The 25,454-nt window shown below is 61.5% G+C and carries 26 protein-coding genes and 1 tRNA gene; 14 read left to right on the forward strand and 13 right to left on the reverse strand.

The window, feature by feature from the left end:
• From LQR33_RS17705 to LQR33_RS17715, 3 genes are all read left to right on the forward strand, one after another.
• A partial coding sequence (locus LQR33_RS17705) for an SAM-dependent methyltransferase (RefSeq protein WP_231469955.1) occupies positions 1-533 on the forward strand: 533 nt, incomplete at its 5' end.
• Between the two features lie 58 nt (positions 534-591).
• Positions 592-676, forward strand: a tRNA-Leu gene (locus LQR33_RS17710).
• Positions 677-1,109: 433 nt separating this feature from the next.
• The gene (locus LQR33_RS17715) at positions 1,110-2,213 is read left to right on the forward strand and encodes a hypothetical protein (RefSeq protein WP_231469957.1); all 1,104 of its coding nucleotides are present in this window, start codon (positions 1,110-1,112) and stop codon (positions 2,211-2,213) included.
• Between the two features lie 232 nt (positions 2,214-2,445).
• On the opposite strand, the gene LQR33_RS17720 is transcribed toward LQR33_RS17715, so the two are convergent.
• Positions 2,446-3,588, reverse strand: coding sequence for a restriction endonuclease (locus tag LQR33_RS17720; protein ID WP_231469959.1), 1,143 nt, complete (start codon positions 3,586-3,588; stop codon positions 2,446-2,448).
• A 1,177-nt stretch (positions 3,589-4,765) separates the two neighbouring features.
• On the opposite strand from LQR33_RS17720, the gene LQR33_RS17725 reads away from it, so the two are divergent.
• Positions 4,766-5,182 carry a DUF1484 domain-containing protein gene (locus tag LQR33_RS17725; RefSeq protein ID WP_231469961.1) on the forward strand — a complete coding sequence of 139 codons (417 nt, stop codon included), beginning with the start codon at positions 4,766-4,768 and terminating at the stop codon, positions 5,180-5,182.
• A 123-nt stretch (positions 5,183-5,305) separates the two neighbouring features.
• Positions 5,306-5,806, forward strand: a complete 501-nt coding sequence (locus LQR33_RS17730) for a hypothetical protein (protein ID WP_231469963.1) — start codon at positions 5,306-5,308, stop codon at positions 5,804-5,806.
• 76 nt (positions 5,807-5,882) lie between these two features.
• Here LQR33_RS17730 and LQR33_RS24340 read toward each other — a convergent pair whose 3' ends face one another.
• Positions 5,883-7,355 carry an amidohydrolase family protein gene (locus LQR33_RS24340; protein ID WP_231469965.1) on the reverse strand — a complete coding sequence of 491 codons (1,473 nt, stop codon included), beginning with the start codon at positions 7,353-7,355 and terminating at the stop codon, positions 5,883-5,885.
• A gap of 552 nt (positions 7,356-7,907) precedes the next feature.
• On the opposite strand from LQR33_RS24340, the gene LQR33_RS17740 reads away from it, so the two are divergent.
• Positions 7,908-8,267, forward strand: coding sequence for an NADH-quinone oxidoreductase subunit A (locus LQR33_RS17740; RefSeq protein ID WP_021478318.1), 360 nt, complete (start codon positions 7,908-7,910; stop codon positions 8,265-8,267).
• A 26-nt stretch (positions 8,268-8,293) separates the two neighbouring features.
• On the opposite strand, the gene LQR33_RS17745 is transcribed toward LQR33_RS17740, so the two are convergent.
• Together LQR33_RS17745 and LQR33_RS17750 are read right to left on the reverse strand one after the other, a co-directional pair.
• Positions 8,294-9,376, reverse strand: a complete 1,083-nt coding sequence (locus tag LQR33_RS17745; RefSeq protein WP_231469967.1) for a radical SAM protein — start codon at positions 9,374-9,376, stop codon at positions 8,294-8,296.
• Positions 9,377-9,425: 49 nt separating this feature from the next.
• Positions 9,426-10,070 carry a hypothetical protein gene (locus LQR33_RS17750; protein ID WP_221666042.1) on the reverse strand — a complete coding sequence of 215 codons (645 nt, stop codon included), beginning with the start codon at positions 10,068-10,070 and terminating at the stop codon, positions 9,426-9,428.
• A gap of 736 nt (positions 10,071-10,806) precedes the next feature.
• Here LQR33_RS17750 and LQR33_RS17755 point away from each other — a divergent pair.
• The 8 genes from LQR33_RS17755 to LQR33_RS17790 all read left to right on the forward strand — a co-directional run bounded on the left by LQR33_RS17755 (position 10,807) and on the right by LQR33_RS17790 (position 19,693).
• A complete protein-coding gene (locus LQR33_RS17755; RefSeq protein ID WP_021478321.1) occupies positions 10,807-11,169 on the forward strand; it encodes a hypothetical protein in 363 nt (120 codons plus the stop codon).
• A complete protein-coding gene (locus tag LQR33_RS17760) occupies positions 11,169-13,007 on the forward strand; it encodes a lipoprotein N-acyltransferase Lnb domain-containing protein (protein WP_231469968.1) in 1,839 nt (612 codons plus the stop codon). The genes LQR33_RS17755 and LQR33_RS17760 overlap by 1 nt, the downstream gene beginning before the upstream one ends.
• A gap of 95 nt (positions 13,008-13,102) precedes the next feature.
• Positions 13,103-14,020 carry a bestrophin family protein gene (locus tag LQR33_RS17765; RefSeq protein WP_166439567.1) on the forward strand — a complete coding sequence of 306 codons (918 nt, stop codon included), beginning with the start codon at positions 13,103-13,105 and terminating at the stop codon, positions 14,018-14,020.
• Between the two features lie 67 nt (positions 14,021-14,087).
• Positions 14,088-15,830 carry an ABC transporter transmembrane domain-containing protein gene (locus LQR33_RS17770; protein WP_231469969.1) on the forward strand — a complete coding sequence of 581 codons (1,743 nt, stop codon included), beginning with the start codon at positions 14,088-14,090 and terminating at the stop codon, positions 15,828-15,830.
• Positions 15,820-17,583 carry an ABC transporter ATP-binding protein gene (locus LQR33_RS17775; RefSeq protein ID WP_166439565.1) on the forward strand — a complete coding sequence of 588 codons (1,764 nt, stop codon included), beginning with the start codon at positions 15,820-15,822 and terminating at the stop codon, positions 17,581-17,583. The genes LQR33_RS17770 and LQR33_RS17775 overlap by 11 nt, the downstream gene beginning before the upstream one ends.
• Positions 17,580-18,107 (forward strand): P-loop nucleotide/nucleoside kinase family protein, encoded by a 528-nt coding sequence (locus tag LQR33_RS17780; protein ID WP_205692499.1) that lies wholly within the window; start codon positions 17,580-17,582, stop codon positions 18,105-18,107. Before LQR33_RS17775 ends, LQR33_RS17780 begins: the two co-directional genes overlap by 4 nt.
• A gap of 114 nt (positions 18,108-18,221) precedes the next feature.
• Entirely contained in the window at positions 18,222-18,905 is a 684-nt protein-coding gene (locus LQR33_RS17785; protein WP_231469970.1) for a hypothetical protein, read from the forward strand.
• Positions 18,905-19,693: a TatD family hydrolase gene (locus LQR33_RS17790; RefSeq protein ID WP_166439563.1), complete on the forward strand. Its 789-nt coding sequence runs from the start codon at positions 18,905-18,907 to the stop codon at positions 19,691-19,693. Before LQR33_RS17785 ends, LQR33_RS17790 begins: the two co-directional genes overlap by 1 nt.
• Positions 19,694-19,754: 61 nt before the next feature.
• Here the strand turns inward: LQR33_RS17790 and LQR33_RS17795 are convergent, their stop codons facing one another.
• The 9 genes from LQR33_RS17795 to hisF all read right to left on the reverse strand — a co-directional run bounded on the left by LQR33_RS17795 (position 19,755) and on the right by hisF (position 25,393).
• A complete protein-coding gene (locus LQR33_RS17795) occupies positions 19,755-21,386 on the reverse strand; it encodes a methyl-accepting chemotaxis protein (protein ID WP_166439562.1) in 1,632 nt (543 codons plus the stop codon).
• Positions 21,387-21,586: 200 nt separating this feature from the next.
• Complete coding sequence (locus LQR33_RS17800) at positions 21,587-21,934, reverse strand: DUF2069 domain-containing protein (RefSeq protein WP_166439561.1); 348 nt, start codon at positions 21,932-21,934, stop codon at positions 21,587-21,589.
• The gene (gene tatC, locus LQR33_RS17805; protein ID WP_166439560.1) at positions 21,931-22,674 is read right to left on the reverse strand and encodes a twin-arginine translocase subunit TatC; all 744 of its coding nucleotides are present in this window, start codon (positions 22,672-22,674) and stop codon (positions 21,931-21,933) included. Before tatC ends, LQR33_RS17800 begins: the two co-directional genes overlap by 4 nt.
• Entirely contained in the window at positions 22,671-23,189 is a 519-nt protein-coding gene (gene tatB / locus LQR33_RS17810; RefSeq protein ID WP_166439559.1) for a Sec-independent protein translocase protein TatB, read from the reverse strand. Before tatB ends, tatC begins: the two co-directional genes overlap by 4 nt.
• A gap of 14 nt (positions 23,190-23,203) precedes the next feature.
• On the reverse strand, positions 23,204-23,410 hold the full coding sequence (tatA, locus tag LQR33_RS17815; protein WP_166439558.1) for a Sec-independent protein translocase subunit TatA: 207 nt from the start codon (positions 23,408-23,410) through the stop codon (positions 23,204-23,206).
• A 36-nt stretch (positions 23,411-23,446) separates the two neighbouring features.
• Complete coding sequence (locus tag LQR33_RS17820; RefSeq protein WP_166439557.1) at positions 23,447-23,770, reverse strand: histidine triad nucleotide-binding protein; 324 nt, start codon at positions 23,768-23,770, stop codon at positions 23,447-23,449.
• A 16-nt stretch (positions 23,771-23,786) separates the two neighbouring features.
• On the reverse strand, positions 23,787-24,113 hold the full coding sequence (locus LQR33_RS17825; protein ID WP_166439556.1) for a phosphoribosyl-ATP diphosphatase: 327 nt from the start codon (positions 24,111-24,113) through the stop codon (positions 23,787-23,789).
• A gap of 135 nt (positions 24,114-24,248) precedes the next feature.
• Positions 24,249-24,632, reverse strand: coding sequence for a phosphoribosyl-AMP cyclohydrolase (gene hisI, locus LQR33_RS17830; protein WP_070980015.1), 384 nt, complete (start codon positions 24,630-24,632; stop codon positions 24,249-24,251).
• The gene (gene hisF / locus LQR33_RS17835) at positions 24,629-25,393 is read right to left on the reverse strand and encodes an imidazole glycerol phosphate synthase subunit HisF (protein WP_221666047.1); all 765 of its coding nucleotides are present in this window, start codon (positions 25,391-25,393) and stop codon (positions 24,629-24,631) included. The genes hisI and hisF overlap by 4 nt, the downstream gene beginning before the upstream one ends.
• Positions 25,394-25,454 lie beyond the last annotated feature (61 nt).

The following is a 25,454-nucleotide window of genomic DNA, read 5'->3' on the forward strand; positions in this document are numbered from 1 at the left end:
ACCCGGTGCGCCCGCTGCCCGGCGCCAGCGCCGTGATCGCCGCGCTGTCCGCCAGCGGCTTCACCGCGCCCACCTTCCAGTTCCACGGCTTTTTGCCGCCCAAAAGCGGCGAGCGCCGCAGAACGCTGCAGCAATGGCTGTCCGCCCCCCACCTCACCGTCTGCTACGAAGCGCCGCACCGCATCGTCGACGCGCTGGAAGACATCGTGGCCGAGCTGGGCGGCGAGCGCCGGGTGATGATCGCCCGCGAGCTGACCAAGACCTTCGAAACCTTCCATGCGCGTCCCGCGGCCGAGCTGCTGGAGTGGGTGAAGGCCGACGCCAACCAGCAGCGCGGCGAGATCGCGCTGATCATCGACGCCGCCCCCGCCATGGAAGCCAACGCCGACGCGCCGCCGGCCGAGGCGCTGCGGGTGCTGGAAATCCTGGCCGCCGAGCTGCCCACCAAGCAAGCCGCCACGCTGGCCGCGCAGATCAGCGGCGCCAACCGCAAGCAGCTGTACGACCACGCGCTGAAACTGAAAAAAGACTGAGCGCCAACTATTTACAAGCGCTTGGCGCAAGGTTAAGATGCGTTCTCTCGCAGATGTCGCCCGGATGGCGAAATTGGTAGACGCAGGGGATTCAAAATCCCCCGCCGCAAGGCGTGTCGGTTCGAGTCCGACTCTGGGCACCACAAGACATCAAGCGAAGCAAACAACCGCACGGCTCAAGCCCTGCGGTTTTTTGTTATCCATTTCGGGCCGGAGCCGCCTTCCCCAACCGGGGCGTGAGGTTGGCTTCTCCATTGGCATCCAAGATGCCCTCTCCCGTTCCCTGCCTGCCTGCCTCGATGAGGCTACTCCTACCTGCTCTCGCGCCCCAACCCACAAGTGTCTGCGGAGACTTGCGCTCGCTGCAGCGGTACGACCACCACGCTTGGGAGCTTTCTCGGTAAACGTTGGGCTTCGCGTTACTCCGCCCAACCCACGGCCCTTGATAAGCACACTCGACTAGCAAAACAATATTGACCACTACAGAAAAATCATTATTTCAAGAAAATCAGTGATGATAAATCTAGAATTTCATGAAAACACTCTCATCATCACAAATACAGAAAGGTTAATTTCATGAAAACCACATCACATATAGAAACATGGCATGAATGGATTAGTCGCATCGCTCAAAAATGCCCCAGTATTTTCACACTCGAACTACACAAATCGGTAAAAAATGGAAAACTAAATGCCGACGCTTTTAACTTAGCAAATAGTGACTATCATGAGATTTTTATTGCTGAATCACTAGAACTTATTAGCAAAATAGCTGAAACAGCTGATTTTAATATTTTAACAAAGGAACTATTTAGTAGAAATTGTGTAGGAGCATTCTCAGAGATTATCGCTTACAATTGGTTAATTACTAGGAAATTCTATCTGCAATTACAAATCCCGATAGCCGGCAATGATATACTTTCAAAAAATGGCGCCACCCTTGATGGCTCATTCAATCACAGACATCAAACAATTTACTTTGACATAAAATCGTTCTCCCTAACAAATGCAGTTGCAAATAAATTAAAAATGGACATAGAGGAGCTACTTTTTGACTCTGAAGTGCAAATCTTAGACTCTTGGGATGTACCAGTTAGTGCTTTTGAAAAATTGTTAGAGAAAACCAAAGAAATATCATCAAAATTAAAAAATCAATCAATATATAAAAGCGGTAAAATTACGATAACTTCAAAGCCAAAAAAAGGTGTCTCTGTATCATCAAGAATATACGATCCTTATTTATTGGCAGAGGAAAATTCGACTTTTGCATTAAAACATGCTCACAAATTTACAATCAACAGCTCATTTATTCTGATCTTCGTCAGCCACCCATGGTTTGGAGGTGCTCTCAGCCATGACTTTAATAATTCATCCAAGACACTGACACATGCTTTGTCTAGAAGATCTTTCATTCAATATAAAAATTGCATTTCCAGCATAGCTGAAATATCAGATAAAGCACGTAAAGAATTCTCAACAGGGTACGCATCCAGTCTTTTATCTGGCATATTGTACATAGATGCAGAACCACTAACTAAAGGCAACTATATATCGCAATGCTTTCTATACTCAAATCCTAATGCAAAAACCCCGATAAATATTTACAACTTCAATAATCAATTAAAGGAAGATGGTTTCCCCACAATCCATATAGCAGATTTTACCCATGATAATTACTAGAAATAACTTCATTAAGGGCTGTAGATTGGGCAGAGCCATACAAAGCCCAACGCTCGACTCGGAATTAAAGATCTCCCATCCGCTTCGCAGACACATAATAAACAGATGAACCATCCCCTCTCCCTACTCACTTGAGTTCGACAAACACTGCTCCATAAAAGCCAATAGCCCGCCGCTTCTCTGTGACTGGCTTTTTGAATTTGGTGATATGCCAAGGCGGCGCAATGATTTATTACGGATTACTTTCAGAAAACTTATCAATCAAACACTGATTATAATCATTTAGATAATTTTGAAAATCATCTCTATCTATTAAAGTAACGGAAGTAGCCTCTGCCAACTCTCTTGCTGAAGAAGTAAAATAGGAATTTGTAACAACCATGGCACGATCACAGCGATAAAATGATTTCGCAGCCAGCACCTCCTGAACTGCTTTATTTCCAACATTTCCTGCCGTGTAATTTTTTGCTTGAATAACTGTTTTTTCATTAAATTTTTCAACAAAAAGATCTGCACCTTGATCGCCTGTCTTCTTTGTTTCTCGTACATCATACCCAATCGTTTGAAAAAGCAAAACCAAGAAATCTTCAAAATCAAACCCACTCATTGCATCAACATCATGCATAGTTCGGTACTGACTTATGTTAAAATTCCTCAATTTGCTATCCATTTTCTGAACCAAAACATCATAATAAATCTCTTCCGCCACGGATAGCCATTTTAAATATTCCGAATCGTCAATAAGCTGGATGCTTTTATTTCCCCTTGCTTCTTCATTGAAATTAATAGATGAATGAAATGATTTATTAATCCATGCATAATAAAGAAACAGAGGGAGATATTTTCTAAAACCCATCCCAACCTCATAAATCCACGACTCAAGAGATGCCATGGCATTATCGCTCACATGGCGTACTATTTGATTTGAGAATCCAACGTATTCACTTTCAAATAATGTAGTAGCTAATAATTTATTAATCAGCTCTGGCAATCTCTTAAGCTCATCAAACCCATTTCTAACAAGAACTTCCTGAAATAATTCAATGTCAGAATAATCTTTCCCAACGACAAATCCAGAGTACTCTTGAATCTGACTTGCATTAACAGAGCTAAAATTAGAGACAAAAACAAAGTTTGTGAAAAATGGATGCTTTAAGTCTGCATACTTCTTAAGAACTCTATTCAACAGATCTTCAAGATTAGCTATTTCTTTCTTTTTGCTGAGTAAATCCTTCAAGAAACCTTTAGATTTATATTGAAATTCTTGATAGAAAGAAGGGTCTAATGGTATTTGCGTATCAATTTCAGACTCGCCACACCGCGGACAAGAAGCCTTAAATGAGAAGGCTGAGCAACTATTGCACTGGTATATCATTTATCAAATCCCTTTAAGTTATCAATCTAAATATAATTTTATTACTTGTGAAAGTATTACTTCAAAAAAATGCCTAATAACTAAGAATAGCTTTACCTTTAAACTGCTACGATTTTATAAAAACACATCAAACCAATATGACTCATACTTACAACTCATTGAATATGCCTTCACAGTTAGTAAATATCAATGATTAAAATGCTTATGCAGGCATTTCGATAGAGTCTCTACAATAACATCATGCAACGCAAAAAACCGTATGTTGCAGGGTCGCAGGTTGGACTGAGTCATGTGAAGCCCAACGTTCACCACGCAATGAAAGACCTTGCGTCCGCTCCGCGGACAAATTTTTAGGTGCCAGTTCCGCCCGGCGAGACCCATTTCTTTTGGCGAGGCAAAAGAAATGGATGAAAGAAAACGCGCCCCAGCAGCGCTGCGAAACCCTGCCTCCAAAACTATTTTCAAGGAGCCGCCGGAACTAGCCGCGCGCTGATGGGGCAAGGGTGAGTTGGTTCGGTTCGGCAGCCTAGTAAAGAAACTTCAACGGATATCCCTACACAATGCGTGGCCCGTAACGTTTGCGATGCGCCCCGGTCCCTTCAAGCCTGCCGCCGGGTGACAGAACCGAGGTCTTAAGCGGCTGCATGTTTGAGTCCCGCGACGGTAGCGCGCATCGCTGAGCGAATCTGGAAGATTCGCACGCAGAGAGTTCAGCCGCGCCTCGGGCCTGACGGGCCCCGGCGGGAAGCCGCAGGCTAGGCTTGCAGGGTGGCCTTTAGGGGTGGAGGGGATATTTGGCCACGCAAATATCCCCTCCCTGCCGCCGGGCAGCCCCGGCAATCCAAATCATCATTCGCGCAGCGGATTCCACGTACTGCCTCAAAGCACAGCCCTATTCCACCCCAATTGCTTGCCTGGCAAGCCTTTCAGCCGGATAATCTCCTTCGTGCCGTTCAATAGCGGCACCGGGATTGGCGTCCCGCATTCAGGCGGACTTGTGTGCAAGGCTGGACCTTGTCGCGTCCGTACACCATCGCACGTCCTCTATGGCGGGCCATGGTGGGAGCATCTATGATGCGCCGCTCCTGGATCGGTACGCCAATCCCGCCATGTGCCTGCCACCCCTACTTGGCGTTGGGGTTGGCAGGGTTAAGCACCTATCCAGGAGGGTTTTGCCATGCCTAGCATCACCCGCAGTTCGTCGCACCTCGCGCTTTCCCTGAAGAACCGTCACCCCGCCCGCAGCCGCTGGCTGCTGAACAACAACGCCCCCACGCATCCACCCAGCTTGTTGGCCATGACCCGGCTGCACGAAGCCTTTGCCGCCTTGCAAGAGCAGTTGGCCGGCCAGGATCAATCCACGGTGAGGGCGCCTGCCGCGCGCGTGGCGCATTTGTGCCACGACATCGAACAGGCGGTGGTGGAGTCCATCTGCCACTTGGCCCACGGCCAGTTGGGTTTGCAATCCGTGATCGATCTGCTGGCTTGCCTGGGCGATGATGTCCGCCTGCCATCCAGCCGCATCAAGGAATTGCTGGAGCCGCTGGATAAACGGATGAACCAGTCCCTTACTCTGCTCACCCGCGTGCTGTAAGCCCTGCTCCGTAAAAGCCAACAGCCAGCCGCTGCCGCGGTCTGGCTGTTTTTGATTTCGTGGTCCAAGGCGGTGCAATGCCCGGCGGGAAGGTGGCTGCATCGGCAGGTTTCTGGCTGGGTATTGCACCCTACTTTCTACATTTACGACACGCCTGCCGCCCCCGTCAGCCTGTTTACCGTCATAATCCGCCGTTCCAAATCAAGCGACGCCGCCATGAAACCACTCATCGCCACCTTCCTGCTGCTGTGCTGCGGCTTCGTCCAGGCTCAAGACTTTCCGGCCGGGGCATACGGCCACGAATACACAGCGCAAGCCGGCGAACCCGTCTGGAACCTGCGCCAGGTTGGCGATGGACTAGAGTTGAGCGGCAATGACGGAGCCCCGCCCGTATCGCTGCGCAACTTATCGGCAGAGGAACGGGCAACCTTCTGGCTGAAAATGGGATGGCCGCAGGCTGGCAGCGCGGCGGCGAGCTGCGCGGGAACAAATGAAGACTTATTTTGCCAGGTGCCCAAGCACGTTCGCGCCGGCATTTCCTGGCTGAAAGACAATGTGTCGGACTTTTTCTATTACAGCGAGATGGCCGGCGTGATGGAAATCAGCCGGCTGCCGCCGCGCTGATTCCCCTCGCATCCATCCGCAAACGTCGGGGGCGCTCGCCATGCGGCGGCGGCCCCATCGCCTGTGCTGCCGCGCGTCATCGCCCCATCTTGCGCAGCGCCGCCGCCCGCGCTTCAAACTGGGCGAAGCGCTGCTCCAGCCGCTGTTGCTGCCGCGCCTTGTCCGCCGAGCTGAGGAAAGAATAGCGGATGCTGTTGTAGACGGTGCGCTTCAGCTCATCGTACGAGGGCTGGTAGCGGTTGACGTACAGCAGGTATTCATTGCTGATGTCGCTGCGCGACACGCCTTCGTCGTCGGTGGAGATCACGAACGGCACGCCGTATTTGCGGTACAGCAGGATGGGATGCGCTGCGCCTTGCACGCCCAGGATGAACTGGTTGCTGGTGAGGTTGATTTCCACCGCCACGTCGCGCCGGCGCATCTCGTTCAGCAGGCTGTCCGGCCGGCTTTCATGGCCGACGTCGATGCCGTGGCCTATCCGCTGCGCGCCGGCCAGCTCCACCGCCAGCCGGATGTGGTCGCGCAGGCCTTCCGGCGGCACCATGCCCAGCACCAGCTCGCCGGCGTGCAGCGCCAGCTTCACATCGGGAAAGCGCTGTTTGAGGAAATGGATCATGCGCATATGCAGCGCGTAATCGCGCATCGCCACGATGCCGTTTTCCGGGCCGACGATGTTCAGCCCCACCACCAGCGGATTGTCGCGCGCGGCGGCGAAGCCGGCGTAGAGGCCGGCGAAGGTGGCGGACGGCTTGTTGTTGCGCGACACATAGGTCTGGAAACGCAGCGTGAAGTCGTCGTCGTCCATGCCCTGGGCGAAGCCGGCCAGATCCTGCCGGTAGCGCTGAACCTGCTCCGCGGTGGAGGCGTCCGCCGCCAGCGCCGCTGCCGCCTGGCCCAGCGCCTGCTCGATGTCGGCCGGGGCCGCGTCCGGCGCCAGGCTGTCCAGATTGGCGGCCAGCGCGCTATTGCCGGACGGCGCGCCGCGCAGCATGGTTTCCAGATATTGCAGATTTTCCGCCTTGGCCCGGGTTTTCAGCAGCTGCAGGCCCTCGCGCGGCGAATAGCCGGAAACGCCGCCGAAATAGCCGAAGGTATCGAAAAACTGCTTGTCCGGCGGCGGCTGGTCATGGCTGTGGTTGTCGAAATCCTTGTCCGACCACAGCGTCAGCAGCTTGCGGTACAAGGCGTTGTCGTCCTTGATCTGGCTGCCGCTCAGGCAGAGCTCGCCCGGTTGCGCCTGCTCCGGCTTGGTTTCTATTCTCAGCGTGGTCGGGTAGACACAGTACTTCTGCTTATCCACCCAATCCAGATAAGTTTCGGCGTACAGCGCGCCGGTGTAGTGGTGATGCAGATCGCCGCCCTTGGGCAGCATGTTCATCAGCATGCCCAGTTCCGCCCCCCGTCCCTTGTCGGCCAGCAGCTGCTGGTAATAGTCGCGCGTCGCCTGGTAATTCGTCTTTTGCTGCGCCGCGCCCAGCGGTGCCTCCGCCCGCGCGCCCAGCGGCAGCAGCGCCAGTTGCAGGCAGGCCAAAGCCAGTATCGATTTCACATTCGCTCCCATTCGCATTTTGACAACGACATAACCGTAACAGCGACGAAGGGAAACCGGAAGGATGGCGGCGTGGCAGCATGGCCAGCTGGACAAGGGCAAACGGCCCAGACAAGAAACGTACCAGCCGTAACAAAAAATAAGAAAAACAGCTATTTAGGATGGCTATAAAAGACCGATATAAAGCACAAGAAGTCCCGATCATCTCACCATGGAGCGACGCATACCGGCAAACTCAGGCGAACCTTCCGATCCCGCATTCTGATTGGTTGCGCCGCGCCACACCGCCATCCGCAGCACCCACCAGACCGCTATTCCGGCAAGGACTCCGGCAACGGTCACACTGCGAGACGACAGGCGGCAGCGACGCCAGATTGCCAGCGCTCTGCGCGACAACATCAACTCAGGCCATCCACAGGATGGCCTTTGTTATGGCCGGCGGTTCCCGCCATGCCATCCGGCTTTTACCAAACTTTTACCGTTTGCCGCGGCACTCGGCGGCCTGCGGCGGTCTATTCCTGTTTCCCCACCCGCGCAGGAACCCGCTGAACCATGCTGCAGAATTACTTCCCCATCCTGCTGTTCATCCTGGTCGGCCTTCTGGTCGGCGTATTGCCGCTGATGCTGGGCAAGCTGCTCGGCCCCAACCGGCCGGACCCGGAAAAGCTGTCGCCGTACGAGTGCGGCTTCAATGCCTTCGGCGACGCGCGAAAGCGCTTCGACGTGCGCTACTACCTGGTGGCCATCCTGTTCATCCTGTTCGATCTGGAAGTGGCCTTCATGATCCCGTGGGCGGTGACGCTCAAGGATGAACTGGGCCTGTTCGGCCTGGGCGCGATGGCGGTGTTCCTGGCCATTCTGGTCATCGGCTTCGTCTACGAATGGAAAAAGGGCGCGCTGCAGTGGGATTGAGCGCGCCCCAGGCTTGATCCGCCGGCTCAAGCCTGCGCGCAGGCCCGCCGTCTCTCGGCCATCCCTCGCGATTCGCCGGGCACGTGATGCTCATCCAGCCAGGCGGCCTGCAGCACTTCGGCGATCATTTCCTCATAGTGCTCGCGCACCAGCCGGCGCACCGCCTCGTCGCGGTAGATCCGGGCGCAGGCCTGGCAATGGTGGGCGTACATGCCTTCCCAGCGGATGCTTGGGTCGCGCGCGGCGGCCCAGGCCAGCACCCGCTCCGGTCCCAGGTAATGCAGCCACAGCTTGAGGAAATCCCCTTCCGCCGCCTCCACCGCGCGTGACAGGAAGTCCGGCTGATCGACGGTGGCCACGCTGAGCTCCGGTATCTGCCGCATGCCGATGCCGCAGCAGGCGCCCACGCGGCCGTCGGCCTGGATGGTGTAGGTCTGCAGCACATTGGAGCAGACGCGGAAAGACTTGAGATTGTGGTTGTCGGCGGCCACGCCGGGCGGGTAGTCCTCCACCAGGCCCGGGTCCAGCGGCATCCACGGGCTTTCGACGATCTCGATCAGCGCCCTGTCCTCCGCCGCCAGCGCGGCGATGCGCGGATGTCCGGTGACCGAGGCGGCGGTCACCGCGCGCGCGGCGCGCAATTCCACCATCACCCAGGCCTTAAGCCGGCGCCGCACCGCCGCCAGGCAGCCTTCCACCACCCGCTCCAGCGGCACGAAGCGCGCGTGCTCGTCGCCAGTGCTGTAATTGATCTCGGTCAGCCCGGCTTCCAGCAGCGCGTCCAGCCGGCGATCGGCGCTGTTGGCGCTGATCGCCCAGTGAGCATTGCTGACCAGCCGCACCGGAAAGCCCAGCCCGCTGGCGTGGCGGATCGCGGTCAGCAGATCGCGCCAGCGCAGCGTGGCCTCGCCGCCGGTGAACACCACGTTGTAGAAGCCCAGCGCCTTGGCCTGGTCTATCGCCGACAGCATCGCCTGCAGCGTCAGGTTCTCTCGCGCCTTGGGATGGCTCATCGACGCGCAGTGCTCGCAAGCGGCTGGGCAGGCGTAAGTGGGCATGATGGACAAGGTCTTAGGCCCGCGAAACAGGCCGGGAACAGGCAGGTTCATTCGCGATCTCCCGCCGCGGCGCGCGGAGAACGCGCGCAGCGGCCCGAGTTCAGACCTTGAGCTGGCCGGCGGCCTGCATCTGCTTGGCCTGGTCCACCAGCTGGCCGATCACCGTGCGCAGCAGCGCCGCGTCGGCCACGCCGCCGAAACCGAAGGGCAAGCCGGAAGCGAAACCATTGAAGTTCTGGCTGGAACGCAAGGTTTGGTCCGAGGTGGACGGCGTCGCCGGCGGCGTGGCCACGCTCTTTTCCGGGCCGATCAGCAACTGCTCGGCGGAGTTGCCGAAACCAGGCAGACCGAAGCCGTCGCTGGCCAGCTTGAACATCGCGCGGATCAGGTCGGCGTCGGCGTACTTCAGCACGGCGGCGGCGAAGTCCTGGCTGAACTGCTCTTCGCTGACCGGCTTGCCCCCGGGACTGGCGGGATAGTCGTCCATCCACTGGCGGAAGCCGTCGTTGGCCAGCATGGAAAACAGCAGACGGTTGACGTCGGACACCTGCTGGGCAGGCAACTGGCGCTGGCTGACCTTGGCCGTCAGCACGCCGACAGGGTTGTGGATGAATTCGGCGCGCGCCGCCGGATCCTTGTCCAACTGGGCGAACAGCGTCTGGGCATTGTTGCGCAGCTGCGCGGCCGGCAAAACCAGCGGCGCGCTCCGCGCGGACTTGATCGGTTGGATGGTGGTGGTCTTCATGATGCCTCCCGTTAGGGAACACGGAACTTCCGCGGCGGTGGCGTGAAAACGGCGGAGCCGCCATCCGCATCGCCGCGGCACATCGCGAGCCCAGAAACGGCCGCGCGGACATCCCCTTTGCGCAATTCGTTCATGATAGAACCATCAATATCAGGACAAACTGTTCTTTATGACAGTTACGCCACATCTTCGCCCTGCAACGGCTGGCATCGCTCTCCCCCCGGCGCGCTGCCGCGGCCAGAATGCGCCTGCCTCCCATGCCATTGGCCATGGCTGCTTAAACAGCAAGCACCGCGCGCAGAGCGCTTCGCCGCCACTTAGAGCAAAACCCGCATTAAGCTCTTGCGCCGACATAAAAAACCAAGTGGAACAAAAATGCCAAGCGGAATTCATTAAAAGCAATTCAGACCAATAAAAACCGCAAGAACGAAATTTAATAAAGAGCAATTACTTCAATTTAGGAAATTAAAATATATGCTCTACTTTAAAAGAGGCGCAATCATCAAGGCATAACCAGAACTCTCCCGGCGTACTTAAAACAATTCAAATATTCAGAAAAATTTACATGCGCAAAGTGTGATTTACCTGCGGCAGTAAAAAATCAGATTCGCAATAATATGGCTGGTAAATAATTCAAGTTGCGCCCCATTATTTTTTCAATTAGCATCAACGCCCTTTACGGGGGACATCCTCGTAAAACCAGGCATTCCCGCCTTAATTTCCGTGAAAAAATAAAATGAAACACTTGCTGCTGCCCGCCGCCCTGTTGGCCCTCGGCCTGACCGGTTGCGCCTCGATTCTGAACGACCAAACCCAACAAGTTAACGTGTCCAGCTCCACCGGCACTGAAATCAAGGGCACCATCGATGGCCAAGCATTCAAAGCGCCCGGCATCGTCGACCTGAAGCGTGAAAACAAAAACAAGATCATCATGACCGAAACCGAAGGTTGCGCTCAGCAAACCGTCGCGGAAAAAACGGTCGATCCGAAATTCTTCATCAACATCCTGAGCGGCGGCGCGTTTGGCTCCACCACCGACTACTCCACCGAAAAAATGTGGAAGTACTCGGACAACATCGTTGTTTCTTGCCGGAAATAATGAATCTACGCGATATCATCGCCAAGGGCGGCAGCATTGCCGCCCTTTTTTGCTTGCTGGCGGGACAGTGCGCCCAGGCCGAAGACAGCCTGCCCGAGCAGTTGATCGCCACAGCGCGCTCCGCGCGTCTGGCCGAAAACCGCGAATGGCAATCTCTGCTGCATAGCCAGAACGGCGAGCCCCTCGTCGCCGATCCGGATTTTCTTCTCACCGGCCAGCCCTTCTCCGCAGCCCGGGAGCTCGACGCGACGCTGCGCCTGTTGTACGGCGGCGCTCAGGACGCGGTCTGCCGCTTCCCTGCCCGCTACTGGTGGCTGCGAAAAACGCTGGACGCGCCGGAACTGCCGCTGGACCAATGCCGGGAAGTGGCGGATTTCCGCGCGCGCGCGCCCATGGACCGCATCAGCTTGGTATTCGCCAGCGAAAACCAGGCTTTGCCCGCCAGCATGCTGGGGCATGCTTTCCTGAAGATTGCCGGCACGCAGCCGGACGGAAAATCCCTGGAACACGCGATCTCCTTCTACACCGACGCCGATACCTGGAACCTGCCCAAGCTGCTGGTGGACAGCCTGCTCATCGGCAAGACCGGCTATTTCGCGCTGTCGCCTTATCACGAGCAATTGCGGCGCTACGTCGATCAGGAGCAGCGCAGCGTCTGGGAATACGATTTGTCGTTCGACGCCTGGCAGCGCGAGCTGATCCGGCTGCACCTGCTGGAACTGAAGCGGGCGCGGCTGACCTATTTTTTCCAGAAGTACAATTGCGCGACCGTCATCCACTTCATCATGGGATTGAGCGGCAAGCCGCTGCCGGCCAAGCGCTGGCTGGCGCCGATGGAGCTGGTGCGCGAAGCGAGCGACGCGGGCCTCATCCAGGCCAGCAGGATGATCGCGCCCAGCCGCTGGCTGGTGCGGACCCTGGATGAAACGCTGCCCGCCGCCCGCCGCCGGGAAAACCAGCGCGCACTGGCGGAGGGCGAAATACCCGCCGACCTGGCGCAGCCGCCCAACCCTGAGGGCTTTTTGCAACTGCAGCACGCGCAGGCGCTCAACCAGCACCTGTACCTGGAACAACAGCTGGCCCGCGAACGCTGGCTGTCCAACGCCGCGCGGCTCGAGGCCCTGGAGCGGGAGCGCTACCCCGGGATGTCTCTGGACATGAGCAAGGGCTTTGGTCCGATGTCCACGCCGCCCTCCTCCCAGGCCAGCTTGTCCTGGCTGCGGCGCGACGGCGAAGACAACCTGGAAATCAGCCTGGTGCCCGCCTCCCATCGCCTGGACGACGACAACCGCGGCTACAACCAGGAGAACGAGCTGCAAATCCTGGCCCCGACGTTCCGGATGCCTCTGCGCGGCGGGTCGCCGAGGCTGCGGCAATTCGTGCTGTACGGCATGCAGACCCTGCTGCCTCGCGACCCGATCGCCGGCGGTCTGGCCGGACGGCTGAACATCGCCTACCAGCAGCAACTGGATCAGAATTTGCAGGAGCGGTCCGTCGCGCAAATCAACGGCGCGCTTGGCCTGGCACAGCGCGTCCAGAGCGACGCGGACTTCTACGCGCTGGCGGGCGGCGGGCTCGCTACCGCCGGCAGGCAAGGCTACGCCTTCGGCGAATTGGAAGGCGGCGTGATGGTGCGCGAACTATGGGACATGAAAACCTGGCTGTCGGTCAGCCGGCATTTCAATCAGGCGGACAGCGGCAGCGCATTCAGCCGCGTCAGCCTGCGGCAGATCCGCTACCTGAACCGGAACCAGAGCCTGTCGGCCAGCTGGAAACAGGAGCAGTCTGGCGACCGCGTCCGCCGCGAATGGCTGCTGGGCTACAAGCAACTGTTCTGAAAACGGGCGGGCGAAGCGGAAATATTCCCGACACGTAACAACCTGGCCGGGATTATTGTGTACCATTTTAACGTACCCATCCCGCCTGTTCCGCCATGATAGTCCGCAACATTCCGTCCTGGTTCCGCCTGCTGTTCGTCTGGCAAGGCTCGGTGTTGCCGCGCATCCTGCCGCGGCTGATGCTGGTGCTGGCGGTGGCCATCGCCGCCGCCTCCATCCGCCACTGGTGGCTGGCCAGCCTGCGCGAGTCGTCGCTGGGCATCCCCACCTTCACCTTGCTGGGCGTGTCGCTGGCGATCTTCCTCGGCTTTCGCAACTCGGTCAGCTACGACCGCTTCTGGGAAGCGCGCAAGCTGTGGGGCAGTCTGCTGATCGTCAGCCGCTCGCTGGGGCGGCAAATGTTGGCGGCGCTGGGCGACGACGGCGACAGCCGCCGCTTTATCGACGCCGCCTGCGCGTTCGCCTACGCGCTGAAGGCGCAGCTGCGCGGCGACGATGCCGACCAGCACCTGAAACGGCTGCTGCCGGCGGAAGAGCGGGAACGGATCATGGCCGGCGGCTTCCGCCCGGCGCTGATCCTGGCCTGGCTGGGCCGCGAGGCGCAGCGGCTGCAGCGCGAGGGGCGGCTGAGCGAGCTGCAATGGCACGCGCTGGACCGCAATCTGAACACGCTGTCGGAAATCCTGGGCGGCTGCGAGCGCATCGCCACCACGCCGATGCCCTTCACCTACCGCGTGCTCTTGAATCGCACGGTGACCATCTACTGTCTGCTGCTGCCCGCCGGACTAGCCAGCAGCATAGGCTGGCTGACGCCGCCGATCGCGGTATTCATCGCCTACACCTATTTCGCGCTGGAACAGATCGCCGAAGAGCTGGAGGAGCCGTTCGGCACCGAGGGCAACGACCTGCCTCTATCCACGCTGTGCCACACCATCGAATCGTCGCTGCGCGAGATGCAGGGCCTGCCGATGGAAGCGCCGCCACCGCCCAAGCGCGGCGTATACCTGCATTGAGCACCGGGTGGCAATGACATTGGAGTTTGCATAGAATGGACGGCTCCGAACGACCCCCGGCGCCCCCATGTCCCTGACCCGCCTGCTGTTCAGCTTCGTCTCCCGCCACTGGCGCTCCTACATCCTGGCCGCGCTGATGCTGGCCGCGGTGGCGGTGCTGACCGTGATGATCCCTCGCCAGGTGGGCCATATCGTCGACGCGCTGGTGGCGCGGCGGCTATCCGGCGACGCGCTGCTGATGGAGCTGGGCCGGCTGCTGGCGATGGGCCTGGCTATCTACGCCCTGCGCGTGGGCTGGCGGCTGCAGCTGTTCACCGCCTCGTACAAACTGGGCGTGGAGCTGCGCGGCAAGCTGTACCGCAGCCTGGCCGGACAAGGCCCGGCCTTCTTCCAGCGCCAGCGCACCGGCGACCTGATGGCCCGCGCCACCAACGACATCGATTCGGTGGAGATGGCGGCGGGCGAAGCGATGCTGGCCGGTTTCGACGGCCTGTTGACCCTGGCGCTGGTGCTGGCGATGATGACGCTGGGCGTGGACTGGCGGCTGGCGTTGGCGGCGCTGCTGCCCTTTCCCTTCATGGCCTGGGCCTTCGCCCGCATTTCCGACCACATCCACCGCGAATGGGGCGAAGCCCTCTCCCGTTTCGGCCAGCTCAACGACCACGTGCAGGAAACCCTGTCCGGCGTGCGCACGCTGCGCGCGCTGGGGCTGGAGGCGCGCAACGACGCCGAGCTGTCCCGGCTGGCGGCCGCGGCATCGGACAGCAGCTTCGAAGCCCAGCGCTGGGAGGCCGCGTTCGAGCCCGCCGTCGGCGTCGCCCTGGTCACCGCCACCGCCATCGCGCTGGCGCTGGGCGGCTACCTGGTCTGGCACGGCCAACTGACCATAGGCGCGCTCACCAGCTTCAGCATGTACCTGGTGCAGTTGATCTGGCCGATGTTCGCCGCCGGCTGGGTGCTGTCGCTGCTGCAGCGCGGCGCCGCCGCCTGGCGCCGGCTGCAGCCGGTGCTGGACGCCGAGCCCGACGTCGCCGACGACGGCGGCCGGACCGAGCTCGCGCCCGGCGCGCTGGTTTTCGACGACCTCACCTTCCACTATTCGACAGACGCCGCCGCGGCGCTGCGCCAGGTGTCGGTCCAACTGCCGCCCGGCCAGACCCTGGGCGTGGTCGGCCCCACCGGCAGCGGCAAATCCACGCTGCTGAAGCTGCTGATGCGGCAATACCCGCTGCAACAAGGCGCGATACGCTGGAGCGGCGCCGACATCGACGACTACTCGCTGCACACCCTGCGCGGCGCGATCAGTTGGGTGCCGCAGGAAGCCTTCCTGTTCTCCGCCAGCGTGGCGGAGAACATCGCGCTGGCGCGGCCGGACGCCGGCCCGCAAGAGATCGAGCGGGTGGCGAGGCTGGCGGCGGTGCACGACGACATCCTCAGGCTGCCGCAGGGCTACGCGACGCCGGTGGGCGAAAAAGGCGTGGCGCTGTCCGGCGGCCAGCGCCAGCGGCTGGCCATCGCCCGCGCGCTGCTGGCCGACGCGCCGCTGCTGCTGCTGGACGACGCGCTGTCGGCGGTGGACACCGATACCGAGAGCCGCATCCTCGGCCATCTTCGCGAGGCGCGGCGCGGCCGCAGCGTCATCATCGTCAGCCACCGGCTGTCGGCGGTGGCCGACGCCGACCACATCGTCGCGCTGAACCACGGCCGCATCGCGGAACAAGGCAACCACGACGAGCTGCTGCGGCAAAACGGCTGGTACGCCAGCCAATGGCGCTATCAACAACTGGAGGCCAGCCTCGATGAAATCTGACGCCAACCGCCTGCAAACCCGTGAAGCGGTCTCCCTGCTCATCGACGCCGCCCGTCCGGACCGCCGCCATCTGTGGCGGGGCGGATTCTGGCTGATGATCGCCGCCTTGCTCGAAGCCGGCGCGCCGCTGCTGGGCAAGGTATTCATAGACAACTACCTGCTGCCGCACCGGCTGGACTGGAGCGCCATCGCCGGTCTGCTGGCCGGCAGCCTGCTGCTGGGCCTGGCCGCCGCCGCGCTGCGCTACCGCCAGCTGGTGCGGCTGGCCGGCGTGGCGATGCGCGCGGTGCTGCGGCTGCGCGAGCGGGTGTACGGCCACGTGATGCGGCTGCCGATGGCCTTCTTCGACAAGGCGATCACTGGCCAGCTGGTCAGCCGCGTCACCAACGACACCGAATCCGTCAAAGCGCTGTACGTGCAGGCGCTGTTCGTCATCCTCAACAGCAGCATCGTGGTGCTAGGCGCGCTGGCAGCGATGGCCTGGCTGGACTGGCGGCTGATGCTGGTTTCCCTGCTGCTGTTCCCGGCCACCCTCGCCATCGTGTGGCTGTACCAGCGGCTGAGCGCGCCATCGGTGGCCCGCGCCCGCGCGCTGCGCAGCGACATCAACGCCCAGATGGCGGAATCCATCTCCGGCATCTCGGTATTGCAGGCCAGCAACGCCGAGGGCCGCTTCATCGGCCGCTTCGACGACACCAACCAGCGCTACTACCACGCGCGGCTGCGCGAGCTGCGCGCCAACGCCTGGCTGCTGCGCCCGGCGCTGGACCTGCTCAACGTGCTGCTGTTGGTCGCGGTGATCCACAGCTACGGCCAGCGCCCGCTGGACGGGCTGGAGATCGGCGTGCTGTACGCCTTCGTCGGCTACATCGGCCGGGTGGTAGAGCCGCTGATCCAGATCACGCTGCAATTCGGCCAGCTGCAGCAGGCGGTGGTGGCCGCCAGCCGCGTCAGCCAGCTGCTGGCCGAGCCGGCCGCGCCGCAAGCCTCGGAAGCCGGCCATATCGCCGACGGCGCGGTCAGCTTCCGCGGCCTGCGCTTCGGCTACCAGGCCGAGCATCCGGTGCTGCACGATCTGAGCCTGGATATTCCGGCCGGCAGCTTCATCGGCATCGTCGGCCACACCGGCAGCGGCAAATCCACGCTGCTGTCGCTGCTGCTGCGCTTCTACCGGCCGCAGCAAGGCGAGATCCTAGTCGACGGCCAGCCTCTCTACGACATCGGCGACGCCGCCTTCCGCGCCGGCGTCGGCCTGGTGCCGCAAGACCCGTTCCTGCTGGCCGCCAGCGCGCGCGAAAACATCGACATGGGCCGCGGCCTGCCGCAAGGCGAGATAGAGGCCGCCGCCCGCGCCGCCGGCGTGCACGAGCTGATCCTGTCGCTGGAAAACGGCTACGACAGCGATATGGGCGAGAGCGGTGCGCGGCTGTCCAGCGGCCAGAAGCAGCTGATCGCCATCGCCCGCGCGCTGGCGGGCAAGCCGCGCATCCTGCTGCTGGACGAGGCCACCTCGCGCATCGACAGCGAAACAGAGCAGCTGGTGCAGCAGGCGCTGGCGCGGCTGGCCGGCAAGATCACGCTGATCTCCATCGCCCACCGCCTGTCCACCATCCGCGACGCCGACGCCATCGTCGTGCTCAACCACGGCCGCATCGCCGAATCCGGCGACCATGACGCGCTGATGCGGCACGGCGGCATCTACCACAAGCTCTACCTGCTGCAGCAGCTGCAGCCGGAGGAAGAGGACGCGTGAGCGGCCTGTTGATCGCCCTAGGCGGCTTGCCCGGCGTGGGTAAAACCACCATCGCCAGGCTGCTTGCCGGCAAGTTGGCCGCGACGCATCTACGCATCGACACGATCGAGCAGGCGCTGCTGCGCGCCGGCAGCCTCGCCCAGATCGGCCCCGAAGGATATCTGGCCGCTTATGCGCTGGCGGCGGACAACCTGCGCCTGGGCCATATCGTCGTCGCCGACTCGGTCAATCCTCTCCCCATCACCCGGGAAACCTGGCGCGCAACGGCAAAGGAAGCCGGCGCGCGCTGGCTGGAAGTCGAAATCGTCTGCTCAAACGCAGCCGAACATCGCGTCCGGGTCGAATCGCGCCGAGCCGACATTCCCGGTCACCTGCTGCCGGACTGGGAGACTGTGGTTCGCCGCAGCTATGAAACCTGGGATACCGCGGATTTGCGCATAGACGCCTGCTTGCTCGCCGCGGAGCAGGCGGCGGAACGCATTGCCGCCGAGATCGAAACAAGATGGCCGAAGTCCGCGGGATGACTAGCGGCCTGCGCGCCGACAGCAACCCGCATCTGGCGCGCTTCGTCGCCAAGTTGGTTAAAATAATCGCTTGAACCGTGCCGCGCCGCGGCCCTTTCCCATACCGGAGCTCCGATGCCACGCCCGCCCGCCCTTGCCAGCCTGTTCTGCCTGTCGCTGACTGCCCTGTCCTGCCATGCCGACGATGTCAAGGATCTCGACCTGTCCATCAGCACCGAGCTGATGACGCGGCAGACGTCCTACGGCAACTCCTCGCGGCTGCAACCCAGCGTGGACCTGCAATACCGCACCCGCTTCGGCGCGCTGTACGTGCAGGACGGCGAAGGCGGCTGGGCCTTGCCCGCGCCGGCCGGCTGGGTGTCGCTGGGCGTGGCCAACGAGCCGGCCTGGAGCCTGGGCGGCGGCGTGTCGCAGAGCCTGGCGCTGGCGCGCTACGGCTTCGACCTGCCGCGCGACGGCAGCCTCTCCTTCGGCTACGCCAGCCGCATCGGCGACAGCCATCCCGGCCAGTTGCTGGCGGCCACGCTGGACGCGCCGCTGGGCGACTGGATGGGCCAGAAGTTCTCGCTGCTGGGCTGGGCCAGCCTGGCCAACCAGAAGCGCCGGCTGGGCTTGAATCACCATGACGACGGATCTGGCTGGCAGCTGGAGCAAAGCAATCTGTTGCTGGTGATGTCGCACCCGCTCTCCCGCCACTGGACGCTGGACCTGGGCGCCGGCAGCCGCTGGGCGGCGGAAAACACCGGCGAGCATACCGCCGGCTGGCAGACGCTGCTCGGCTTCACCTGGAAGCTGTGATGCGCTTCGATCCGCTGCCGGCTGAAGACTGCCTGATAGACAGCCACTGCCATCTGGACGCGCCGGAGCTGGCGCCAGACGTGGATGGCGTGGCGGCGCGCGCGCGCGCGGCGGGCGTCGGCCAGCTGCTGGTGCCTGCAGTGATGGCCGGCACCTTCGATGACGTGCTGGCGATGCGCGAGCGCTACGGCTGCTGGATCGCCTTCGGCCTGCATCCCATCTACCTGGACCGGCATCTGGACGAGCACCTGGCCCAGCTGGACGAGTACCTGGCGCGGCATGCGCCGGTAGCCGTCGGCGAGATCGGCCTGGACTTCTACCTGCCGGAGCTGGCCCCCGCGCGGCAGGAGACGCTGCTGGTCGAACAGCTGAAGCTGGCCCGCAAACACGGCCTGCCGGTGGTGCTGCACGTGCGCCGCTCGGTGGACCGGGTGCTGAAATACCTGCGCGAACAGAAGATCGAATGCGGCATCGCCCATGCCTTCAACGGCAGCGCGCAACAGGCCCAGGCCTTCATCCGCCAGGGCTTCAAGCTGGGCTTCGGCGGCGCGATGACCTATAGCGGCTCGCGCCGCATCCGAGCGCTGGCCGCAACTCTGCCGCTCTCCAGCCTGGTGCTGGAAACCGACGCGCCGGACATCCGCCCCGAATACGCGCAGGACGTGCCCAACGAGCCGTTCCAGCTGGCCCGTTTCGTCGAGGTGCTGGCTGAGTTGCGCGGCATGGACACCGCGCCGCTGCGGCGCGCGCTGCGCGACAACACGCTGGCGGCGCTGGCCTTGAATTAAACGCCCGGCAAACAAAAGCCCCGGACTTGCCGGGGCTTTTGTTTGCGCGGAGCTGGACCGCTTAAGTGCGGAAACGCTGCAGGCAGGTATCCAACTCCTCGGACAGGCCGCTCAGTTCGGTGGCCAGCTTGCTGGCCTCGGTGGCCGCCTCGGTGGTCTGGCCGTTCATCTGCGCGATCTGTTCGACATTGCGCGCCACCGACTGACTGGCCAGGCTCTGCTCCTTGATCGCGTTGGCGATGTCGGCGATGCGCTCCACCGATTGCTGGGCCAGCTCGCGGATCTGGCCCAGCGCGTCAGCGACGCTGGAGGCGCTGACCACCCCGTTTTCAATGCGGCTGTTGGCCTGCTGCATGCTCTGGTAGGCGCGCTGAGTGTCGGCCAGCACGCCGTCGATGTGGCTGGATATCTCGGTGGTGGCCTGGCTGGTGCGTTCCGCCAGCTTGCGCACCTCGTCCGCCACCACCGCGAAGCCGCGGCCCATCTCGCCGGCGCGCGCCGCCTCGATCGCCGCGTTCAGCGCCAACAGATTGGTCTGCTCGGCGATGTCGTGGATGACGCGGACGATGTCGCTGATGTCGGACGAGCGCTGGTTCAAGCCGTCCATCACGGTCGCGGTCTCGGTGATGGTGGTGGCGATCTGGCGGATCTCGCCGGCCGCCTTCTGCGCCAGCTCGGTGCCGGCGCTGGCCTGCTCCATGGTCAACCGCGCCTGGCGCTCGACGTCCTGGGTGCTGTCGGCCACCAGATTGATGCTGACCGACATCTGCTCGATCGCCGCCGCGCCGCTGGATGCCGCCTCCGACTGGTGAACGGAAGCCGACGACACGTGCTCGCTGACGCCGGACAACTGTCCGGCCGCCTGCGCCAGACTGGCGGAGTGCTGCTGCGACTCCACCACCACCGAGCGCACGCTGTCCACCAGCTTGCCCAGCGAACCGGCGACGCTGCCCAACTCGTTCTGGCCGAAGTCCGGCAGCTGCAGCCGCAGATTGCGCTGGTCGGCCAGCTCCTGGCTGGCGTCGCGCATTTTCAGCAGCGGCTGGCGGATCGATGAAATCACATACCAGGCGAACAAGGTGCCGATCACCAGCACCAACACGATTTCCGTCATCAACTGGCTGCGCACCAAGGTGGCGGTGGCGTCGATCTGATCGTCCAGCAGACCGACCGCATCGGCCGCGGCCTTGGCCAGCTCCTCGGTCGCGCCTTCCATCTGGTGGATGTTGTCTTTGTACTTGTCCAACTCTTTGTTGGCATCGGCCGTTGCAGTCAACTGCTTGGCCTCCACCTGGGCCGATACCTTGCCGAAACCGTCGGCGTAGCCTGCCAGCAACGTGCCGAGCTTGGTCAATTTCTGGCCGGCGCCGTCATCCAGCGGATGCGTGCCCGCCCGCTGGATCGACTTCTGCGCGCCGGCCAGCGCGTCCTTCCATTTGCCCAGATATTCGGCGCGCTTGGCGTCGCTGGCGATATTGATGAAATAGTCTTTCTCGAAACGGCGCAAATTGCCCATGCCGCGCTGCAAATCGACGATATCGGTGTAGAACACCAATTCGTGCGAGCTGACTTCCGCCACCCGCGTCGAAATCTTGTTCAAACCCAACTGCGTGAACACGCCGGTGAGCACCAGGGCCGCCAACAGCAGCCCGAAGCCAAGGGTAATCCTGGCTGCGATAGAAAAATTCCGCATTGTCACTTCCCCACACCCGATGAGATGAAAGTGGCCGGGCTGCGCCCGGTCCGTTTTGTGCAGCGATTCTAGATGAGCGTCCCGCCGGCCTGCCAGCCACGGCATTCTGAACGGCTAAAATCACGCCATATCAGTGGCAAAAAGCTCAAAAAAAAACCGGCATCATGGGATGCCGGTCTTGTTCTTGATTCTGGCTAGTCTCAGGCCTTGAGCTTCTTGAAGCTCCTGGCGTATCCCAACACACAAATGAAGAATAGTGTACTGATCAGGACTTCACACCATGCCAATCGCTGCGACAGACCATGGTCGGCCCAACCGCGCATCACGCCCTCGATGAAGAACCCCAGGATGAACATGCTGGACCACTGGTAGGTATAGAGTTTGCCCGCCAGGATGCCGCGCAGCGGCAGCAACAGCAGCAGCGCCTTGAACGCCAGGAAGGAGCCTTCAGGACGCAGCGGCGCCAGCCACAGCTCCCAGGCCAGGGTCAGCGCGATCAAGGCGATCAGCGCCGCGGACGCGCCGGCACGGCAGGCTTCGCGGCTCATGGCGCGGACCCCGCCTGCTCCCGGGCGCGGGCCCTGCGCTCCAGCAGCGCCGCCACCAGCACGCCGGCCTCGAACAGCAGCCACAACGGCACCGCCAGCAGCGTCTGCGACAGCACGTCAGGCGGCGTGACGATGGCCGCGACCACGAAGGCGCCGACAATCACATAGGGCCGCGCCTCGCGCAGCTTGGCCACCGTCACCACTCCCATCCGCGTCAACAGCACCACCACCACCGGCACTTCGAAGGTGGTGCCGAAAGCCAGGAACATGCCCAGAACGAAGGACAGGTATTTGTCGATGTCGGTCATCATGCTGACGCCGGCCGGCGTCACCGCGGACATGAAGTGGAACACCACCGGGAACACCAGGAAATAAGCGAAAGCCATGCCGGTAAGGAACAGCACTAGGCTGGCGAGCACCAGCGGCAGCACCAGTTTCTTCTCGTGGCTGTACAGACCCGGCGCGACAAACGCCCAGACCTGATACAACGTATTCGGCAGCGAAATCAGGAAGGCCACCAGCATGGTCACCTTCATCGGCACGAAGAAGGTGGACGTCACCTCGGTGGCGATCATGCTGCCGCCCTGAGGCAACGCGTCCAGCAGCGGCTTGGCCAACAGGTGGTAGATGTCGGACGACCAATGGAACAGGCCGAGAAACACCAGGGCGATGCCCAACAGGGCGCGCACCAGCCGGGTACGCAACTCTATCAGGTGCGCGAGCAGCGGTTGTTCGTTCATTCGCGGGCTTGTGATGCGGTGGGTTGGGAAGCGGGCCGGTGCGCCGGCGCGTCGTCGAACAGATCCAGCTGGTTCTCGTCGCGCGGCGGCGCAGCGTCGGCCTGGACGGCCGGCGCCTCCTCAGCGGGGCGGGCCTCGGCCTCTCTCGCCTCGGCGTCCGGCTCGAGGCCGCCGTGTATCGTGCGCTCGGCCTCGTGGAAAGGCTCTGCCGCCTCATCGGCCAGCGCGCGCGCGTCGGCGGCGCCCTGGTCTATCGTGTCGCGGACCTGCTGCACCTCGGCTTCCAGCTGGCCGCGGAAGCTTTGCGCGGCGTCCTGCAGATCCTGGCGGATGCTGTCCAGCCCCTGCAGATTGGCTTGCTGCTGCATGTCCGCCTTCACGTTGGCGACGAAGCGCTGCGCGCGCGCCACCAGCGCGCCGACGGTGCGCGCCACCGTGGGCAGCCGCTCCGGGCCCAGCACCACCAGCGCCACCACGCCGATCAGGACGAATTCGCCGAAACTGATGTCAAGCACGCCGCGTCACCACGTCATTTCTTGTCGGCTTCGCCGTCAATGATGCGGCCGGCGTCCTTGGCCGGCGGCTGGCCTTCCTTGGCGCCTTCGTTCATGCCTTCCTTGAAGCCCTTGACCGCGTTGCCGAGGTCCTTGCCGATGCTGGGCAGCTTCCTGGTGCCGAACACCAATACCACGATCAGCAGCACGATCAGCCAATGCCAGATGCTCAGAGAACCCATTGTGACTCTTCCTTGATGAAAAAACGGGAGCCGCGCTCAGCCCTTGTGGCCGAACACGTGCACGTGCAGATGGAATACTTCCTGGCCGCCGCCGCGGCCGGTGTTGATGCCGGTCTTGAAACCGGACTCCAGGCCCTGCTCCTTGGCGAGCTTGGGCGCCAGCGTCAGAATCTTGCCCAGCACCGCCTCGTGCTCGGGGCCGCAATGAGCCAGCGAGTCGACATGCCGCTTGGGGATGATCATGAAATGCACCGGCGCGATCGGACGGATATCGTGGAAAGCCAGCACGTCGTCGTCTTCGTACACCTTGTTGGCGGGAATCTGGCCCGCCACGATCTTGCAGAAAAGGCAATCACTCATCGTTGGTATTCCGTAATCAAGCTGTGGGGTTGCGCGAAGCCTTCTCGTCCAGGCCGGAGATGCCCTCGCGGCGGTGCAGTTCCATTACCACGTCCTCCGGACGCAGGCCATGATATGTCAACAGCACCATGGTATGGAACCACAAGTCGGCCACTTCGCGCACCAGATGCAGCTTGTCCTTGTCCTTGGAGGCCATCAGCGTTTCCGCCGCCTCCTCCGCCACCTTTTTCAAAATGGCGTCCTCGCCCTTGTGGAACAGCGAGGCCACGTAAGACGATTGCGGTGCCGCCTCGCGCCTGGCTTCCAGCGTATCGGCGATGCTCTTCAACACGTCCGGGGTCATATCCTTATCCTTTCGAGCCCTGTTCAGGCCCTGATGCCCGCCAGCCTTCCAGTATACGGCGCGGGCATGACATTCTGGCAAAACCGGTCCGCCATTGTAACCCGGTCGGCGGCGCTGGCGTTGACCGGCCGCAATTCAGGGATGGTAGATGGCGCGCGGGTCTTTCAGCACCGCGTCCACCGTCGTCCAGCCGCCGTTCTCGAAACGGCGGTAGAAACAGCTCTCCCGTCCGGTGTGACAGGCGATGCCGCCGATTTGTTCGATCTGCATCACGATCACGTCGCCATCGCAGTCCAGGCGCAGCTCGCTGACGTTTTGCAGATGGCCGGACTCCTCGCCCTTCTTCCACAGCTTTTGCCGCGAGCGGCTCCAGTAGTGGGCAATGCCAGTGTCGGCGGTCAGCTGCAGGCTTTCGCGGTTCATCCACGCCACCATCAACACCCGGCCGCTGGCCGCGTCCTGGGCGATGGCCGTAACCAGACCCTTGTCGTCCCACTTCACTTCGTCCAGCCAGCTCATAGCCTCACCTCGATTCCCGCGTCGCGCATCGCCTGCTTGGCTTCCGTCACCGTGTATTCGCCGAAATGGAAGATGCTGGCCGCCAGCACCGCGTCGGCATGGCCCTCCTTCACCCCGTCGACCAGATGCTGCAGATTGCCGACGCCGCCGGAGGCGATGACGGGGATGTTCACCGCGTCGGACACCGCGCGCGTCAGCGGCAAGTTGAAGCCGGCCTTGGTTCCATCGCGGTCCATGCTGGTGAGCAGGATTTCGCCGGCGCCCAGTTGCTGCATCTTGCGCGCCCATTCGACGGCGTCCAGCCCGGTGCGGTTGCGGCCGCCATGGGTGAAGATTTCCCAGCGGTCGTTCTCTGGCGTCACTGCCTTAGCGTCCAGCGCGACGACGATGCACTGGTTGCCGAAATGATCAGACGCCTCGCGGACAAACTCGGGGTTGGTCACTGCCGCGGTATTGATGCTGACCTTGTCCGCGCCGGCGTTGAGCAGGCGACGGATGTCGGCGACGCTGCGCACGCCGCCGCCAACAGTCAGCGGAATGAACACCTGCTCGGCCACCGCCTCGATGACGTGCAGGATGATGTCGCGCTGGTCGGAACTAGCGGTGATGTCGAGAAAGGTCAGCTCGTCGGCGCCCTGCTCGTTGTAGCGGCGGGCGATCTCCACCGGGTCGCCCGCGTCGCGCAGGCCCAGGAAGTTGACGCCCTTGACCACGCGGCCGGCGGTCACGTCCAGACAGGGGATGATGCGTTTGGCAAGCATGTGCGTTTCCAGAAAGCTTCAGGCGCGCCGAAGCGGCGGGACATGCCCGCCGCTTCCACGC

The organism is Chromobacterium piscinae, from assembly GCF_021129175.1.
Taxonomy (GTDB): domain Bacteria; phylum Pseudomonadota; class Gammaproteobacteria; order Burkholderiales; family Chromobacteriaceae; genus Chromobacterium; species Chromobacterium piscinae.